Genomic DNA, 18,655 nt, shown 5'->3' with positions numbered 1-18,655 from the left:
CTGCCGCAGGGATTCGGTGTAGCCGGCGATGGCTGCGGGAACGTTGGACGCGCGGCCGGCAATGTGCTGCCAGTCCTGCACGGTCTCCGTCGGCATGAGGTCGAAGATGGCGCGGATGTCCTGGGCCGGGGAGGCGATGTTGTTCAGGTCGGCGTAATCCCAGCCCGAGGCGTGGATCAGCAGCTGCAGGCCCAGCCGCTCCTGCATGGCGTCGAGTGTGACGGCGTCAACATCGTCATCCGGCTCGAGGCCTTCGAGGTCGGTCAGCGCCTTGCGTGCGGTCTCGGCGAATTCGGCGATGCCGGCGGGGGAGAAGTCCTGGTATTCGGTTTCGTGCCCGGGAACGCCGAGGGTGGTGGCGAAGGACGGATTCAGCCTGATCAGGGTGTCGGTGTAGTCATCTGCGACGGCGTCGATGCGGGTATGCGGGCGGGCGGCAGGAGAGGTGTCTGTAGTCACCCTCAGAGACTAACGGCGCTGCGGCTTTTCCGAACAGGCCCACGCCGCCGGAGCGTGCGGCAAGCCCCTCTAGCCGCGGCTACGCTTCCACGCGCCGGGACCCGGGGTGGGATCCAGCCTCAGCCGCTGGCGGCGGACCCAGTGCCGGACCGGCGGCTTGTCCGTCCCGGTGTGCTGGACGCCGCCAAGGGAGAGCACGACGGCGGTGAGCGCCGCCAGCTCCTCGGCTGTCGGCTGCCCCTTCACCACAGAGAGCAGGGGCACGGCGGGTGCATTGCTGTCGTCAGCAGGCTCGGTGGGGCTCACAGCGGGATGTTCCCATGCTTTTTGGTGGGGAGGCTTGCGCGCTTGTCGCGCAGGGCGCGCAGGCCCCTGATGATCTGCAGCCGGGTTTCGGAGGGGGCGATGACGGCGTCAACGTACCCGAGTTCCGCCGCCTGGTAGGGGTTGAGGAGCTCCTCCTCGTACTGCCGGATCACCTCGGCGCGCCGCGCCTCGACGTCGCCTCCGGCCTCCGCCACTGCGGCGAGGTCGCGCCGGTAAAGGATGTTGACGGCGCCCTGGGCGCCCATGACGCCGATCTGGGCGGTGGGCCAGGCCAGGTTCAGGTCGGCGCCGAGCTTCTTGGAGCCCATCACGATGTAGGCGCCGCCGTAGGCCTTGCGGGTAATCACGGTGAGCTTGGGAACGGTGGCCTCGGCGTAGGCGTACAGGAGCTTGGCGCCGCGGCGGATGATGCCCTGGAATTCCTGGTCCTTGCCGGGCAGGAAGCCGGGGACGTCCACCAGGGTAATGATGGGAATGTTGAACGCGTCGCAGTGCCGGACGAACCGGGCCGCCTTTTCCGACGCCGCGATGTCCAGGGTGCCGGCGAACTGCAGGGGCTGGTTGGCAACGATGCCCACCGTGTGGCCTTCCACCCGGCCGTAGCCGATCATGACGTTTGGCGCGTACAGGGCCTGCATTTCCAGGAAGTGTCCGTCGTCCACGATCTGCTCAACCACCGTGCGCATGTCGTAGGGCTGGTTGGCGGAGTCGGGGATGAGCGCGTCCAGGGCGAGGTCGTCGTCGTCGAGTTCCAGTTCCTGGGTGTGCTCCAGGACGGGCGCCTCGGACAGGTTGTTGGACGGCAGGAAGTCCAGCAGTTCGCGGACGAACTCGATGGCATCCCCTTCGTCGGAGGCGAGGTAGGTGGACGTTCCTGTGGTGGCGTTGTGCTGCCGGGCGCCGCCGAGGGTTTCCATGTCAACGTCCTCGCCGGTCACCGTCTTGATGACGTCCGGGCCGGTGATGAACATGTGGGAGGTCTTGTCCACCATCACCACGTAGTCGGTGAGGGCGGGGGAGTAGGCGGCCCCGCCCGCTGAGGGGCCCATGATCAGGGAGATCTGCGGGACGACGCCGGAGGCGTGGACGTTGTTGCGGAAGATGTCCGCGAACATCGCCAGGGAGGCCACGCCTTCCTGGATGCGGGCTCCGCCGCCGTCAAGAATGCCGACGACGGGGCAGCCGTTGCGCAGCGCAAACTCCTGCACCTTGACGATTTTTTCGCCGTTGACCTGGCTGAGCGAGCCGCCATAGACGGAGAAGTCCTGGCTGTAGACGGCCACCAGGCGGCCGTCCACGGTGCCGTAGCCGGAAACCAGGCCGTCGCCCAGCGGCTTCTTCTTCTCCATGCCGAACGCGGTGGAGCGGTGCACGGCCAGGGCGTCGAACTCCACGAAGGAGTCTTCATCCAGCAGGAGGCCGATGCGCTCCCGGGCGGTGTTCTTGCCCCGCGCATGCTGCTTTTCGATGGCTTCGGGGCCGGAGGGCTGTTCGGCACGCGCCTGGCGGTCGCGGAAATCGGCGATCTTTCCCGCTGTCGTTGTCAGATCGTGGCTCATCAAGTGTCTCCGGCTCTGTAGCAGATTGATTCTGTGGTGCTGAGTTACTGGCCGGCTGTTGTGCGGGGTTAAGTAGCTTCCACACAAAAGACGAACCCTGCTGGCAAGTCTAGTGACGCGTCCGGCCGCCGCAGCTGTAGGGAACCTACAATTTTCTGCGCCGCCGTCACCAGCAATGTCATGTTACTCATCGGTAACTTAGCTGGGTTAGAGTGGTGCCATGACTTCGAGCAATGACGCTTTGCACGCCCCCGCAGGCCCCTACCGGGCCGCCGGCTCCCTCCGCGGACGGACCCTCGTGCTCTCCGGCGGAAGCCGCGGCATCGGCCTGGCAATTGCCCTCCGGGCAGCCCGGGACGGCGCCAATATCGTGCTGATGGCCAAGACCGGAGAGCCGCATCCCAAACTCGCCGGGACCGTCTACACCGCCGCCCGGGAGATCGAAGACGCCGGCGGGCAGGCCCTTCCCCTGGTGGGGGATGTCCGCAACGATGACGATGTGGCCCGCGCCGTCTCCTCGGCGGTGGAGAACTTTGGCGGAGTCGATGCCGTCATCAACAACGCGTCCGCCATCGACCTCTCCCGCACCGATGACGTGGACATGAAAAAGTACGACCTCATGCAGGACATCAATGTCCGCGGGACGTTCCTGCTGTCCAAGCTGGCGCTGCCGGCGCTGCGGTCATCGGACAGTGCGCACATCCTCACGCTCTCGCCTCCCCTGAACCTCGATCCGCAGTGGGCGGGAAAACACCTGGCCTACACCATGGCCAAGTACGGCATGAGCCTGACAACCCTTGGGCTCGCCGAGGAACTGAAGGCGGACGGCATCCGGGTTAATTCGCTGTGGCCGTGCACCCTGATTGATACGGCGGCCATCAGGAACATGCCCCACGGGGAGAGCATTGCCCAGGCAGCGCGCGGCCCGGAGATCATGGCGGACGCGGCCCACGCCGTGCTCACCGGCAGCAACCTGGAAAACGGCAGCCGGCCCAGCGGAAATTTTTACACGGACGAGGCAGTGCTCACGGCCGCTGGAGTCACTGATTTCCGGCCGTACAGCCTGGGGGCTCCGGAAGACCGCCTGGTGCCGGATATTTTCCTGTAGCCCGGCCCCCCGTGGGTCCCGCAGGTCCACCGACGGCGGGCAGCCGGGACCGGGCCGGGTCGGTACAGTTTAGGTATGGATGACGCACATGCCCCCGGTACGCCGCTGAACCGGAGCGAGCTCGCGGACCAGGATTTCCTGTCCGCCACCGGCATCGCACGGCTCGAGGTGGTGGACTCCACCGGGTCCACCAACGCGGACCTGCTCCGGTCGGTGACCGTGGAGCCCTCGGCGTGGCCGGACATGTCGGTGCTGACGGCGGAATACCAGACGGCGGCCCGGGGCCGCCTGGACAGGCACTGGGAGGCGCCGCCCCTGAGTTCCGTCTCCGTTTCGGTGGTCCTGAGGCCCGCGAACGCGGAAGGCAGGCCGCTCCCTACCCAAAGCTATTCCTGGCTGTCCCTTATCGGAGCGCTGGCGCTGCGCGAAACCCTGCTGGAGACTGCCGGCCTGCCCGCGGAGCTGAAATGGCCCAACGACGTCCTGGTGCGCGGAAAGAAAATTGCCGGAATCCTGGCCCAGCTGGGTCCCATGGTGGACGGCTCGGTGCCGCCCGTCATCCTCGGAACCGGCCTGAACGTCACCCTCCGGGAAGAGGAACTCCCCGTGCCTACCGCCACGTCCGTGGTCCTGGAGGCGCCGCGGACCGCGGACCGGACCAAGTTGCTGAAGAGCTACCTCTCGCACTTTGCCGTGCTCTACCGCAGCTTCTGCAATGCCGACGGCGATCCCGCAGCGGGCCTGGCCGGCGGCCCGTCGCTGCATAAGAGGGTGGAGGCCGTCATGACGACGCTGGGAAAACAGGTGCGGGCGCAGCTCCCCGGCGACCACGAGATCATTGGCCACGCATCCCGGCTCGACGAGTACGGCTCACTGCTGGTGGTTGACCGTGAGTCCCGCGAGCACGTGGTGACCGCCGGCGATGTGGTGCACCTGCGTCCGTGGACCTCCCCGGATGCGTCCGGCCAGGGCGGATATGCGTAAAGACCTCGTCCCGGGCGAGCAGGTGATTGTCACCACCCGCCCGCAGCCGAGGAAGCTGGCGGGGGCAGCCGGAGCCTTCATACTCTCACCGGCACTTGCCGCCTTTGCTGCCGCATGGGTGGTCCGCGGGGAAGCAGCGAGGGTCATCCCCGGCCTCGAGGCGCGGTGGACGCCGGCGCTGGTGGCCGGATGCATCCTGGCCGCGGCCGGCGTCTGGCTGGGTTACTGCCTGCCCCGGCTGCTGCGGTGGCAGGGCACCCGGTATACGCTCACCAGCCGGAGGCTCATTTCCAGGTCCGGCCTGGTGCGGCGGCAGGACCAGCAAGTAAACCTTGCATCGGTGCGCCACCTGACTGTCCACGAGTCGGTACTTCAGCGCCTGTTGCGCTCGGGGAATATATCCTTGGAAACCGGGTACCAGGGCGTAGTGACTTTCCGGGATGTGCCGGAGGTTGCCAGGTTCCGGGATTTCATCCTTGACGCCCTCGAGGAACTGCCCGACGAACGCGACGGCCAGTCCGGCGGGGCGTTGGATTACCCTGCCGGAGCATTGCCATGGGAAGTGAGAGAAGGTGGACGGGATGAACGATGAGGACCAGCAGGAACGCGTGGACTCCATCACGCCACCGCCCGCGACGGACGCCCACCCCGCCACGGGCACCATGTCAGCTGAACGGCTTGCCATGAAAGCGCTGGAAGCCCGGCTGCTCGGCGGAGAACGCAAGCTCCGCCGTCGTGAAGTCGCCGCCGGCGCAGGGCTGTCCCTGCTGTCCGCCCGCAAGCTGTGGCGCGCCCTGGGCTTTCCCAACTTCGGCGACGAGGACGTCGCCTTCACCGAGCGTGACCAGGCCGCCCTGTCCACCGTGGTGGACCTGGTGCGCTCCGGCAAGCTGACGGAGGAGGCCGCGATCTCCGTCACCCGCTCCATCGGGCAGATGACGGACCGGATGGTGGTGTGGCAGATCGAAGCCCTGGTGGAGGACATGGTCCACGAGCAAGGGGTCACGGACGCCGTGGCGCGCAAGCGGCTCGTCAACGAACTGCCCGCGCTGGTGGACGCCCTCGAAGAAGTACTGGTGTACTCCTGGCGGCGCCAGCTCAACGCCGGAGTGCAGCGGCTCGCCGTCCGGGCCGAGGCCGGGCTCCAGGCCAGCGAGGAAGGCCGGGAAGGCGACGAGGACGACGCGCCGCTGCCGCTGGCACGCGCCGTCGGCTTCGCGGACCTGGTCTCCTACACCAGCCTGTCCCGGCGCATGAACGAAAAAACCCTCGCCCGGCTGGTCCAGCGCTTCGAGAACAAGTGCGCCGAAATCATCTCCGTAGGCGGCGGCAGGCTGGTGAAAACAGTGGGGGACGAAGTCCTGTACATCGCAGAAACCCCCGCTGCCGGCGCTGAGATCTCCCTCGCCCTGGCCCAGGCCTTCACGGAGGACGAAATCCTTCCCGAAGCGCGGGTGGCCATGGTGTGGGGAAGGATCCTGTCCAGGCTTGGGGACATCTACGGTCCCACGGTGAACCTGGCGGCCCGGCTTACCACCCTGGCCGACCCCGGGACTGTGCTGGTGGACTCGATGACGGCCTCGGCCCTGGAGCATGACGAACGCTTCGTGCTGGAGCCACAGCCGCCCGAAAACGTCCGCGGCTTCGGCGAGATCCGCCCGGTGCGTTTGGGGCGCGGGCTTGGCAAGGGGCTTGTGCTGGACTAGGACGCCTGATTCCTCAGGTGGAATGACCAGCCCAAAATAGTTTCTCCAGTTGTTGGTCAATCACGATATAGTCGGTGCGGCGGCAAAGGACGGAGCCCTGCCGTGGGCAGGGCTCCCCATCGCGGCCACATGCGGCCGTGGGTATGCTTGCCACCGGGCAAGTTACCTTGCCGGCACTCGGCGCCAAGCGTGGCCGGGTGTCCTTATTTTTGTCAGGTCTCAGCTGCTTCCTGCCAGGAGCAGCACAACATCAAGGTCCGGGCGAGTCCCGGCCGGGCAGCTGCCTGCGGCAGCGGTAATTTCAGGGGATATCAAGCTGTGACAAGTCTGCTGGGGAAACTTGGACTGAATCGGCGCCACAAAAAAATGGTGACGGGCACTGCTTTCAGTGCCGCTGTTGCTGTTGTGGTGACGGGGGCAATTCTGTATCCGGGGTTCAAAACCACCGAGGTGGAATTGAACGACGGCGGCGTGTGGGTGGTGTCCAAGTCCAAGAACGCAGTGGGCCGGTTGAATTATCCCTCCCGGGTCCTTGACGGGGCGGTGACGCCGGCGTCCACGACGTTCGACATCCTGCAGGACGCGGGGGATGTGTTCGTTGATGACGAGACCGGGTCAACGTTGAACCAGGTGTCGCCGGCGAACATGCGGCTGGGCGGGGACAAGCAGCTGCCTGGGTCCGCGGATGTGAGTTTCGGGTCCGAGGTGATCTCGGTGACGGACGCGGCGTCGGGCAAGGTGTGGGCGGTTTCTCCGTCCACGGTTAACGGTTTTGACGAGGAAGCATCCGAGCCCGTCATGGTGGGCTCGGAGGGCATTGTCTCGGCGGTGGGGGAGGATGACCGGATCTATTCGGCGGATCCCAAATCCGGCGGGGTGACGGTCACCGGTGTTGACGCAAACGGGGAAGTAACGTCCTCGGAGTCGGAGACCTGGGCTGATCTTAAAGGTGCAGGGGACCTCCAGATCACGGTGGTAGGGGACAAACCGGTGCTTCTCGATGCGGCGGCGGGGAGGTTGTTCCTGCCTGGGGGAAAGCGGCTGCAGGTGGAGAACGCGCGGGATGCGAAGTTGCAGCAGGGCGGGCCGGACAGTGATTTCGTCGCGGTTTCAACGCCCAAGGCGCTGCTGAAGCAGCCGCTGGACGGGTCCACGGCGAAGACCGTGACGTTCGACGGCGAGGGTGTGCCGGCTGCCCCCGTCCAGTTGGGCGGGTGTGTGCATGCGGCGTGGTCGGGGGCGAACAAGTATGTTCGGGACTGCGTAAACGATGGTGACGATAAGAACGTGGACGTGCCCAAGGCGAGCGCATCGCCGTCGTACGTGTTCCGGGTGAACCGTGACCTGGTGGTCCTGAACGACGTGAACTCCGGCAACGTATGGCTGGTCAACCAGAACATGCAACTGGTCAACAACTGGGACGACGTCGTCCCGCCCAAGAACGAGTCCGACGAGCAGGACCAGGAGTCCGCAGACAACAACACCATCAACGTCCTCCCGGACCGCACCAAACCCAACCGTCCGCCGGAAACCAAGCCCGACGCCGTCGGCGTGCGCCCCGGCCGCACCACCATCCTCAGCGTCCTGGACAACGATTCGGACCCCGATGGCGACGTGCTCACCGCAGCCGTAGGGGACTCCGGACCCCAGGCCGGAAGCCTCCAAAATATCTACGGCGGCACCGCCTTCCAGATCTCCGTTCCCGCCGACGCGAAACCCGGCACCGAAACGTTCAGCTACAGCGCCTCCGACGGCCGAGGCCTCTCCGCCGGCGGGCAGGTCACGCTCAGCGTGGTTGGGCCCGACGAGAACAAACCTCCGCAGTTCAAGCGCGGCGACAACACCACCACCATGCTGGTGGAACAGGGCAAGACAGTCAGCCAGAACATCCTCACGGACTGGATCGATCCCGACGGCGACGATCTGGTGCTCCTCGACGCCAAGGCGGACAACGACCAGGACCAGGTGAAGGTCCGCCGTGACGGCCTGCTCACCTTCCAGGACTCCGGCGCGACTGCCGGCAAGAAGACCGTGGAAGTCACCATCTGGGACGGCCGGGACACCGTCACCGGGAAAGTCGTGGTCAACGTCCAGCCGCCGGGAGCCCTGGCACCGGTGGTCAACGCCGACCACGTCACTGCCGTGGTGGGCCAGGACCTTGTCATCTCTCCGCTGAAGAACGACGTGGACCCCAACGGCGGAGCCCTCCGTTTGGCACAGGTGGAGGCCAACGGCCCCGCCGAGCTGGGTCCCGTGACCGACGGCGGCACCTTCACGTTCCGCAGCACCACCCCCGGCCCGGTCTACCTGACGTACATCGCCAGCAACGGCCCGCAAAGCAGCCAGGGGCTCATCCGCGTTGACGTGGAATCCGGGGACGAGGCCGGTGACCCCGTCGCCGTCCATGACGTGGCGCTCATGCCAACCGGCGGCAGCGTGCTGCTGGACCCGCTGGCCAATGACTCCGACCCCTCCGGCGGTGTCCTGGTGCTGCAGTCCGTTAAACTGCCCGAAAACTCGACCGCGTCCGTCAGCGTGATCAACCATGGTGTCCTGCGCATCACCGACATCCTGGGCACCAAGGACCCGATCCTCTTCGAATACACCATGTCCAACGGGAAGAAATCGGCCACGGGCAGCGTCTCCGTGGTCCCCGTGCCGGCGCCCGCCGTCGTGGAAGCACCCCAGCCCAAACCGGACGAGGTCAACGTCCGTGTCAACGACGTCGTCACCATCCCCGTCCTCGAGAACGACACCCACCCGCAGGGCCAGGAACTCACGGTGGATCCTGTCCTGCCGCAGGGCGTGGATCCCGTGGACGGAAAGAGCTTCGTCTCAGAGAACACCCTGAGGTTCATAGCCGGCCCGCAGCCCAAGACGGTCCGCGCCATCTATAACGCCGTGGACCCTCAGGGCCAGAAGAGCGCCGCCGCGGTGACCATCCACATCCTTCCGCTGGAAGGTGCCGAAAACTCGCGCCCGCAGCCGCGCAACCTGACCGCCCGTGTGGTGGCCGCCGGCACGGTGCGCATTCCCGTCCCGCTGGACGGCATCGATCCGGACGGCGATTCGGTCCAGCTGACCGGCATCGACAGTACGCCGTCGATGGGAACGGCTTCCGTGGGCAGCAACTTCATCGACTTCACGGCTGCCGGTGACGGCGCCGGAACCGATACGTTCCGCTATAAGGTGGTGGACCGGCAGGGCGCCGTGAACACTGGCACCGTCACCGTGGGCATTGCGCCGCGCGGGGAGGTCAACCAGAAACCCACTCCCGTGGATGATGAGGTGAGGGTCCGCCCGGGCCGCCAGATCGCCGTCGACGCCACCGGCAACGACACCGACCCCGACGGCGACCTCATCCGCATCCTCAGCGATGGCATCGAAGCCGACGCAGCGCTGCAGGCCACGGTGAGCAAAACCAGCGGCCGGATTATCCTGCTGGCGCCGGAAGAGGCCGGGACCGTCAACGTCCGCTACACCATCGCCGACGACCGGGACGCCACCGCACAGGCCACCATCCGCGTGGTGGTGGACAACGAGGTGCCCCTCAAGGCGCCCGTCGCCCGTGATGACCGGGTCACCTCCGCCCAGACCATGGGGAAGACCGCCGTGGATGTCCCCGTCCTGAAGAACGACGAGGACCCCGACGGCGTCGGGGAAAACCTCAAGGTCAGCACCGAGGCCACCACCGCCCGGCCGGGCGCAGACGGCACCATGATTGTCGACCTCACCGAGCAGCCGCAGCTCATCCCGTACAACGTGGAGGATGTTGACGGCCAGCAGTCGACGGCGGTGATCTGGGTGCCGGGCCTTGGCCAGCAGGTGCCCACCCTGGCCAAGGACGAAGTCATCGAGGTCGTCGCCGGCCAGCCCGTGGACGTTGACCTCGACGACTGGGTCAAGGTGCGTGAAGGCCGCTCGCCGCGGCTCACCCAGACCGACCGCATCAAGCTCATCGGCGCCGACGGCGGCAACCCCGTCATCGGCGACGGCACGGGCCTGAAGTACACGGCAGGAACCGACTACGTGGGTCCCGGCTCGCTCACCTTTGAGGTCACGGACGGGACCGGCCCGGACGACCCCGAAGGCCTCAAGTCCACCCTCAGCATCCGCACCAAGGTCCTGCCCGACCCCAACAAGAACAATCCGCCGGAGCTGCTGGGCGCAAACGTTGACGTGCCCAAGGGCGACTCCGCCAGCACCGACCTGGGCAAGCTGACCTCGGACCCGGACGCGGACGACGTCGAAAAGATGAAGTACGAACTGGTGGGCGGAGCGCCTGCCGGGTTCAACGCCAGCATCGACGGCAGGACCCTCAAGGTCTCCGCGGCCGACTCAAGCGGCTCAGGAACCACCTCGGCCGTCCAGGTCAAGGCGAAGGATCCCCGCGGGCTCGAAGCCACCGCCACGTACCAGCTGAAGGTGACCGCCTCCAACCGGCCGAAGCCGGTGGCCAACGACGACGTGCAGGACAACGTTGCCGCGGGCAAGCCCGTGACGGTCAATGTGCTGGCCAACGACGCCAACCCATTCCCGGAAACCGCGCTGAAGATCATTGCGGCCGCTGCGGAAACCGGCAGCGGCAACGTGGACGTCAATGGCGATTCCATCACCGTCACGCCTGCGCCGGGCTTCACCGGCACCATGGTGGTGTCCTACACCGTGGCGGACAAAACGGAGGATCCCTCCCGCCAGGCAACAGCCCGCGTCCGCCTCACCGTCAAGGACAAGCCCCAGGCGCCCACCACCCCGCAGGCGCAGAGCGTAGGGGACCAGACGGCGCTCCTGAACTGGACGGCGCCCGCGGACCGCGGCTCGCCCATCACCAAGTACACCGTGTACGGCGAAGGCGGATTCCAGCAGGACTGCCCGGCCAACACCTGTACGCTCAACGGGCTGGTCAACAACACCAAGTACTACTTCCAGGTCTCGGCCACCAACGAGTTTGGCGAGTCGGACCGGTCACCGGCCTCCGCCGAGGTGCGTCCTGACGTGAAGCCCGACACCCCGCTGGCGCCGGCGATGAAGTTCGGCGACAAGGAACTGTCCATCAACTGGTCCGCCCCTGCAAGCAAGGGCTCGCCGGTGAAGTCCTATGACCTGGAGATTTCACCCCCTCCCGCCGGGCAGAACGCCCAGATCCAGAACCTGACAGCGGTCAGTTATGTCTGGAAGGGACTGCAGAACGGCGTCTCCTACAAGGTCCGGGTCCTGGCGCGCAATGATGCAAAGGAACCGTCCGAATGGAGCCCGTACTCGGCGGCCGAAGTGCCTGCCGGCGTCCCTGCCACCCCTGCTGCACCATCTGCGGCGCAGGCGGGTTCCGTGGGTTCGCAAAGCCAGCTGAAGGTGAGCTGGACGGCGCCGAACAACAACGGCGACGCCATCTCGGCCTACACCCTGACCACCCTCCAGGGCGGTGCCGTGGTGGCCAGCCAGCAGGTCACCGGTACATCGCAGAACGTGACCGTGGACAACTCGGAAACGAACTACACCTTTACCGTGTCCGCCACGAACAAGGCGGGCACCAGCGGTACGAGTGCCCAGTCGGCCGCCATTCGGGCTTCCGGGAAGCCCGGGCAGGTCAGCGGCGGTACCGTCGCCGACACCGGGAACAGCGGTCAGCTCCAGGTCACGTTCACGCCGCTCACCGAGGCCCAGCGCAACGGCTCCACCGCCAGTGAGATTGCCTACTCCTACCGCGCATCAACCGGGCAGTCCGGGCCGATCAACGCGCCTGGCGGCAACATCAACGGCCTGCCCAACGGACAGAACATCACCATCAACATCATTGCCACGTCCACCAGGAACAACATCTCGGGTGATGCACAGGCGATTGGCGCCGGCAACCCCTACGGACCTGCGAACGCGCCCAATATCGACGGCGGCACGTCCGCCAAGGGCGACGGCGACGTCCACTGGACCTGGAACAACCCCAACACTAACGGCCGGCCCCTGAGCCATTACGAGGTCAGCTACGAGGGAGGCGGCTGGATCAACGTAGGCAAGGCCACGAAGTACGACCGGTCCGCGGGCGGCTGGGACCAGCCCCGCCAGCTTCGCGTGCGTGCCGTGACAGCCGTCAACGGTGCAATTGGCGGACCTGTGACGTCCAGGTCCGGTGCCGACCCGACACCGCCGCCGCCCAGTTCCTGGAGTGTCACCGCTCCCGTCCGGACATGCACGGAGCCGCGGTACGGTACGGATAGCTACAGGAACACGAACCCCGACCAATGCATCAGCCCCGGCATCTGGTTCAATTCGGGACGGGTTGCCCAGGCAGATTTCTACGTGGTCTGGTACAAGACTTCGAACAACCCCAGCGGAATCTGGTACCACCTCTCCACGGGGGAAGCGGCCGGCAACTATGCCCGGTGCGACACCGTCTCGCTCGGCTGTAACCCGCCGGACAGAATGCCCCGCAAGTAGATAGACCTCGTCGGGGTCCACCGCCAGGAGCGGTGGATCCGGCAGCCCGTCCAAGAGACACAGAACTGAGAAGGAAGAAGCCACACCATGACCATGACCCCCGAGCAGGCCGCCTGGTTTGCAGACACCTTCGAGAAGCTCGTTGCCAACGTGGGACAGGCCGTGCTGGGCAAGGAACACGTCATCCGGCTCACCTTCACGGCCATGCTGGCCGAAGGACACGTGCTGTTCGAGGACGCCCCCGGCACCGGCAAGACCTCGCTGGCCAGGGCCCTGGCCGCCACCGTGCAGGGCTCCAACAACCGCATCCAGTTCACCCCCGACCTGCTCCCTTCGGACGTCACCGGCGTGACCATCTACGACCAGAAGACGCAGAAGTTCGAGTTCCACAAGGGCCCGATCTTCAACAACATCGTCCTCGCGGACGAAATCAACCGTGCCTCGCCGAAGACCCAGTCGGCCCTGCTGGAAGTCATGGAGGAATCCCGGGTCACGGTGGACGGCGTCACCTACGAAGCCGGACGGCCGTTCATGGTCATGGCCACGCAGAACCCCATCGAGCAGGCCGGTACCTACCGCCTGCCCGAGGCGCAGCTGGACCGCTTCCTGATCAAAACCTCCATCGGCTATCCGGACCACGCCTCCACGGTCCGGCTGCTGGGTGGCTCCAACCTCAAGGACCGGTCCCAGGAACTCTCCGCCGTCATCACCACCCAGGCCGTGGCAGACATGGCAGACCTGGCAGCCACCGTGCACGTGGACACCGCCGTGCTGGAGTACATCTCCAGGCTCTGCGAGGAGACCCGCAACGCCCCTGAAACCCGGCTGGGCGTCTCGGTGCGCGGCGCCCTGGCTATGGTCCGGGCGGCCAAGGTCTGGGCAGCCGGGCAGGGCCGCAACTTCGTCCTCCCGGACGACATCAAGGAACTGGCTCCCGTGGTGTGGACCCACCGCTTTGTCATGGACCCGGAAGCGGAGTTCTCCGGAGCAACCGCCGAGGCAGTGCTGACGCGGATCCTGGCAGACATTGCAGCTCCCCAGCAGCGCACCAACGCCTGACGCCCCGGCCCCACCACTTTCCACGCAACAACGAAGGCACACATATGTCCAGCGGCACCCCGTTGACCCGGCTCACGGAGCGTCTGAAGCAACCCTTCGCCAGGAACGGCAGTCCCGGCGCCCTGCACCCCTCAGCCGTCTGGGCCGAGGCCAGGAACACCGCAGCCATGGCATCGGCCCCCGCCTGGCGTGCCATCCGTGGAGCCTGGCTGACGTACGCCTGGCCCGTGCTGTCAGTGGTCAGCGTCCTGGGCTGGTCAGTCCTCGCTGCCGCCATCCTGCTCTGGGCAACAGGGCAGGCGTTCGGCTGGCAGGAGGCGAAGGCCGCGGCCATCGCCGCGTTCGTCATGTTCGTGATTGCGGTGGGGTTCGTCCTGGGCCGCTCGTCCTATGGCGTGGTCCTTGACTTGGCCCGGACCCGTGTGGCGGTGGGGGACAGCGCCGTTGGCAGCATCGCGGTGTCCAACACCTCTGCCCGGCCGCTGCTGCCCGCAGCCCTGGAATTGCCGGTGGGCAGCGCCACCGCCGTGTTCCACCTGCCGCGGATGAAGCCGCAGCAGGTCCACGAGGACCTCTTCACCATTCCCACCGCGCGCCGTGCCGTGATCGTCGTCGGCCCCGTCAGGTCAGTCCGGGCAGACCCGCTGCACCTTTTGCGCCGCCAGGTCCTCTGGACCGAACCCGAGGACCTGTTCGTCCACCCGCGCACAGTGGCACTTGCCGGATCGGCTGCTGGATTCATCCGGGACCTCGAAGGCATGCCCACCACGGACCTCTCCAGCGCGGACGTATCCTTCCACGCGCTGCGCGACTACGTGCCGGGGGATGACAGGCGGCACATCCACTGGAAAACAACGGCACGGACCAACAAACTCATGGTGCGCCAGTTCGAGGAAACCCGCCGCGCCCACCTGGCCATCTCACTGTCCATCAACACCGACGAATACGCGTCGGAAACCGAGTTCGAGATGGCGATCTCCGCCGCCGCATCCATCGGCAGGCAGGCCATCCGTGAGCAGCGAGAGCTGGACGTCCTCACCCAGAAAGGCCCGCTGCGCTGCGAAACCGGGCGGAACCTGCTGGACGACATGACCCGGATCGTCGGCGCTCCCATGCGCCGGACCGCCGTCGACCTCGCCAGGACCCTGGCGGACACCGTCCCCAACGCCTCCGTGGTGTTTTTTGTGGTGGGCAGCAACGTGACCGCCACGCAGCTGCGTTCCGCCGCAGCCTCCGTGCCGCCGGGTGTCCGCAGCCTCGCCGTCCGGGTCGAGGCCGGCGCCTCGCCCACGCGGGCAAACATCGCAGACCTCACCGTGCTGACGCTCGGAGACCTGACTGACCTGGCCATTGTGCTGAGAAAGGCAGCAGCATGAGCTCCACAGAAAACATGCGTCCGCGCAGCACGCGCCCCCGCACCAAACAAACCCGCGCCGCGCAGCCGCGCACCATCCGCACCGCCCCCCGGGACCATGCGGACTCCGCCTTTGCCAACGGGCAGCCGTTCTGGCACTTTGTGCTCGACGCCGGCGCACTGACGGTGCTGCTGGGGCTGGGCCTGCTCGGGTTCGGGCTCAGCTTTGGCGGCGACCCCTACTACCTGCTGTCCGGCTTCGGCGGAATTTTCCTGGGGCTGGCCCTGGGCGCCCTGAACGCGCACCTGCGCCTGGGGCTGCTCATCACCACGGCACTGGCCCTGGGCGCCTACCTGGTCTTCGGTACCCTGCTGGCAGTTCCAGACTCCGCGATCGCCGGATTCGTCCCCACCCTGGACTCGCTCCGCACCCTCCTGCTGGGGATCGTGTTCGCCTGGAAGGACATGCTGACGGTCGGCGTCCCCGTGGGTACCGCGGGCGGTGTACTGATCGTTCCGTTCCTGAGCTCCATGATCACCGCGCTGGTGGCCGCCATCCTGACCTGGCGGCTTCGAAGCCCCTACTTCCCGCTCCTGCCGGTGCTGGTCCTGTTCGTCACCGGCATCGCCTTCAGCACCAATGCCGCCTTCCTCACCGTGGAACGCGGCATCGGCCTCACCGTGCTGGGCATCGCCTGGGCCACCTTCCGCAGGGACGCGCTCCGGAAGAACTCCACCCGGAAGGTCTCCGTCAACAACCCGCAGACGGATACCGCCACCGCGCGGCGTGCCAGGCTCCGCCGGCTGGGAATGGCGGCAGGCGTCATCGCCGTCAGCGTGGCCGTCACCGCGCTCGCCGCACCCCTGGTCACGGCGGGCAACGACCGGAAGGTCCTCCGGAACGTCGTGGTCCCGCCATTCGATCCCAAGGACTACATCACACCCCTCGCCAGCTTCCGGACCTTCGTCAAGGACAAGAAGGACGACACCCTGTTCGTGGTCCAGGGCCTGCCCCGCGACGGCCGCGTGCGGCTGGGGGCACTGGATGCCTTCAACGGCACCAACTACACAATGGACCCGAATGGTTCGGGCAACTTCAGCAAGGTGGGGGACACCGAATCGATCAACACCCTCGCCGATACCTCGGGCGCCGTTCCCACCAACGATTACGCCATCAACATCACCGTTGAGGACTACCAGGGCTTCTTCGTCCCCGGCGGCCGCAAGACCACCGGGCTGAGCTTCGACGACTCCGCCTCATCCGCGGCGTCCGGCCTGTACTTCAACTCCGGCACCGACACCGCCGTCACCACCAACGGGCTGTCCCGCGGCGACTCCTACCGGGTGCAGGTATCGGACCCCGTGAAACTGGAACACGGGCAGCTGGCGCAGTACGACTTCGCAAAGCTGTCCCTTCCCGACGCCGTGGAAGTGCCGCCGGTGGTGGGATCACAGGCCAACGACCTTTCCTCCGATGCGCCCACGCCCATTGACCGGGTGCGCCAGATTGAGGCCCATTTCCAGAAGACCGGGGCCTTCAGCAACGGTCTGGTCAGCGAAGGCCAGCTTCCCAGCGTCTCCGGCCACGGATCCGCCCGGATCAGGAACCTCCTCACGGCCAAGCAGATGCTCGGCGACGACGAGCAGTACGCCGTGGCCATGTCCCTGATGCTGCGACACCTCGGCATCCCGTCCCGCGTGGTGATGGGCTTCTACCCGGAGCCCACCAGCCCCGAGAACGGTGCGGGCGAGGTCAGGATCACCGGCAAGGACGTCCACGCGTGGGTTGAAGTGGCGTTTGAACGGGTGGGCTGGGTGAGCTTCGATCCCACGCCGCCCAAGGACAACATCCCCATCCCGCCGGACCCGGAAAACAAGTCCAAGCCCAAACCCCAGGTGCTGCAGCCGCCGCCCCCGCCGCAGGAGCCGGCGGACCTCCCCCCGGACTCGTCACCCGACGCGCTGGATGCGGATGAGAAGAAGAACAACCCCTGGCTCTTTTGGGGCGCCCTGCTGGGCGCCCTGGGCATCGCCCTGATCCCGCTGGCCGTCCTTGCGCTGCCGCTGCTGCTGATTGCCCTGCTGAAATCCCGGCGGCGGAAGTCGCGGTTTAGCGAAGGCCACCCTGCGCAGCGGGTCGGCGGCGGCTGGAGCGAGGTGGTCAGCCTGGCCACCGACATGGGCGCCGCCGTTGACTCCCGGGCCACCCGCCGCGAAAGCGCGGCAGTCCTGGCCGAAGCGTTCCCCGCCGCGGGCAGCACCACCACACTGCTGGCAAGGCGGGCGGACGCGTCAATCTTCGGGGCCGGCCAGCCGAGTGAGGACGAGGTGCGCGAGTACTGGACCATCGTGGACAGCTCGCTGCAGGAGATGACCTCGACAGCCGGCTTCTGGCGCCGGCAGCAGGCGAGGTTCTCGCCGCGATCGCTCCTGGCCGATGCGCGCAACGCCCTTGCCCTGCGGGGCCCGCTGGCACTTCCGTCCCTCAAGGCACTCAACCCGGCGTCCCGCCGTCGTACGGGGCTGGCGGCCACAGGTCAGAGTGGGACTTCGCCGCAGCGAAATGCGCCGCAGGGGAATGCGCAGCACGGGACTGCGGAGCAGGACCGCACGACGCCGGAACCTCCTCAGCAGGGACCTGCAGCACCGTGACGGCAGACCTTCAGGCCTGCCCCCGCTGCCGGCAGTCCATTCGCGCGGGTGCGGCCTTCTGCACGTCCTGCGGAGCGCCCCTGCCCAACCGGGCGGCGCGCAGCATCCGCTCCCTGCAGCCCGGCGGCACCGCGGGCAGTGAACCGCTGCCCGCGGCTCCGGCTGCCCACGGAACGGGTATTCCCGGTACTATCCCGGTAGTACAAAGATCCCCGGCTGCCCAGGCCGCGGATCCACTCAACGCAGGCACCGGGCGGGGGAGCGCCGGCGGTTTCACCGCGCAGTCGGGGGCCGTCCCAGGGGGAGGAACGGGAATGGGAGTGAACCTTCAGCTTGCCCCGGCTACGGCCGGCAAGCGGCTTGGCGCTGCCGTCATTGACTGGCTGCCGCCGCTGGCCGTCCTGGTGGTGACGTTCGCCATCGGCTTTGCCGGAATCACGCGTAGCCGCAGCGGCCAGTTCATCACCTATGACACGGCGTCGCTGGTGCTGTCCGGCGGCATCGGCCTGGCGCTGACAGCTGTGTACCTCTTCACGGTCATGGGGATCGAAGCCAGGACGGGCAAGACCCCCGGGAACCTGCTCATGGGTATCCGCAGCGCGGACAACGACGGCTATGCCCCGGGTGCCGGCACTGTGTTCCTCCGCGGACTTATCACCGGTGCCGGGATCATCCTGGCGCTGCTGGCGGCCGTCCTGGTGGTGGTCTTCCGGTGGTTTGAGCCCGCCCTGTTCATCCTTTCGCCGCTGGTATTTGCGGGCGCTGCCTGGGCCGTGCTGGTGGTGGTGTCCAACCACTGGGACAAGAACAGCGGCCTGCGCGGCTGGCACGACGAAGCAGCCAAGGCCCTGGTTTTCGATGTGAAGGCCGGCCGGAACCCCATCACCACCGGCGGCATCCAGGGGCCTTACAGCTTCGCGCCGCTGGACCTTCCCCCGGTCCAGCAGGTGCTCTCCCCGGTGGCAGGAGCCCAGGCAGCCCCGGCGCAGCCAGGCCCCGTGGCGGCGTCCGCGCC

General features: G+C 67.0%; 12 protein-coding genes. 9 read left to right on the top strand and 3 right to left on the bottom strand.

Annotated elements, in window-relative coordinates; translation table 11 throughout:
- From ACKAE7_RS17720 to ACKAE7_RS17710, 3 genes are all read right to left on the bottom strand, one after another.
- A partial coding sequence (locus ACKAE7_RS17720; RefSeq protein ID WP_408979896.1) for a DUF885 family protein occupies positions 1-459 on the bottom strand: 459 nt, incomplete at its 3' end.
- A 69-nt stretch (positions 460-528) separates the two neighbouring features.
- Positions 529-765, bottom strand: coding sequence for an acyl-CoA carboxylase subunit epsilon (locus tag ACKAE7_RS17715; RefSeq protein ID WP_188809269.1), 237 nt, complete (start codon positions 763-765; stop codon positions 529-531).
- Entirely contained in the window at positions 762-2,345 is a 1,584-nt protein-coding gene (locus ACKAE7_RS17710) for an acyl-CoA carboxylase subunit beta (protein WP_066274540.1), read from the bottom strand. The genes ACKAE7_RS17715 and ACKAE7_RS17710 overlap by 4 nt, the downstream gene beginning before the upstream one ends.
- A gap of 220 nt (positions 2,346-2,565) precedes the next feature.
- On the opposite strand from ACKAE7_RS17710, the gene ACKAE7_RS17705 reads away from it, so the two are divergent.
- The 9 genes from ACKAE7_RS17705 to ACKAE7_RS17665 all read left to right on the top strand — a co-directional run.
- Positions 2,566-3,453: an NAD(P)-dependent oxidoreductase gene (locus tag ACKAE7_RS17705; RefSeq protein WP_191034250.1), complete on the top strand. Its 888-nt coding sequence runs from the start codon at positions 2,566-2,568 to the stop codon at positions 3,451-3,453.
- Between the two features lie 75 nt (positions 3,454-3,528).
- The gene (locus tag ACKAE7_RS17700) at positions 3,529-4,437 is read left to right on the top strand and encodes a biotin--[acetyl-CoA-carboxylase] ligase (RefSeq protein ID WP_188809271.1); all 909 of its coding nucleotides are present in this window, start codon (positions 3,529-3,531) and stop codon (positions 4,435-4,437) included.
- A complete protein-coding gene (locus tag ACKAE7_RS17695; protein WP_408979895.1) occupies positions 4,430-5,029 on the top strand; it encodes a PH domain-containing protein in 600 nt (199 codons plus the stop codon). The genes ACKAE7_RS17700 and ACKAE7_RS17695 overlap by 8 nt, the downstream gene beginning before the upstream one ends.
- Positions 5,019-6,143 (top strand): adenylate/guanylate cyclase domain-containing protein, encoded by a 1,125-nt coding sequence (locus ACKAE7_RS17690; protein WP_191034248.1) that lies wholly within the window; start codon positions 5,019-5,021, stop codon positions 6,141-6,143. Before ACKAE7_RS17695 ends, ACKAE7_RS17690 begins: the two co-directional genes overlap by 11 nt.
- 318 nt (positions 6,144-6,461) lie before the next feature.
- Positions 6,462-12,575: an Ig-like domain-containing protein gene (locus tag ACKAE7_RS17685; RefSeq protein ID WP_408979894.1), complete on the top strand. Its 6,114-nt coding sequence runs from the start codon at positions 6,462-6,464 to the stop codon at positions 12,573-12,575.
- Positions 12,576-12,662: 87 nt separating this feature from the next.
- On the top strand, positions 12,663-13,634 hold the full coding sequence (locus tag ACKAE7_RS17680) for a MoxR family ATPase (RefSeq protein WP_188809275.1): 972 nt from the start codon (positions 12,663-12,665) through the stop codon (positions 13,632-13,634).
- A gap of 44 nt (positions 13,635-13,678) precedes the next feature.
- Positions 13,679-15,010 carry a DUF58 domain-containing protein gene (locus tag ACKAE7_RS17675; protein ID WP_408979893.1) on the top strand — a complete coding sequence of 444 codons (1,332 nt, stop codon included), beginning with the start codon at positions 13,679-13,681 and terminating at the stop codon, positions 15,008-15,010.
- Positions 15,007-17,640 carry a transglutaminase domain-containing protein gene (locus ACKAE7_RS17670; RefSeq protein WP_408979892.1) on the top strand — a complete coding sequence of 878 codons (2,634 nt, stop codon included), beginning with the start codon at positions 15,007-15,009 and terminating at the stop codon, positions 17,638-17,640. Before ACKAE7_RS17675 ends, ACKAE7_RS17670 begins: the two co-directional genes overlap by 4 nt.
- A partial coding sequence (locus ACKAE7_RS17665; RefSeq protein ID WP_408979891.1) for an RDD family protein occupies positions 17,637-18,655 on the top strand: 1,019 nt, incomplete at its 3' end. The genes ACKAE7_RS17670 and ACKAE7_RS17665, both read left to right, overlap by 4 nt.

This window comes from Pseudarthrobacter sp. NKDBFgelt, from assembly GCF_046097905.1.
Lineage (GTDB): Bacteria > Actinomycetota > Actinomycetes > Actinomycetales > Micrococcaceae > Arthrobacter > Arthrobacter polychromogenes.
The sequence above is the reverse complement of the archived record's forward strand: the minus strand, read 5'-3'. Positions and strand labels throughout refer to the sequence as shown.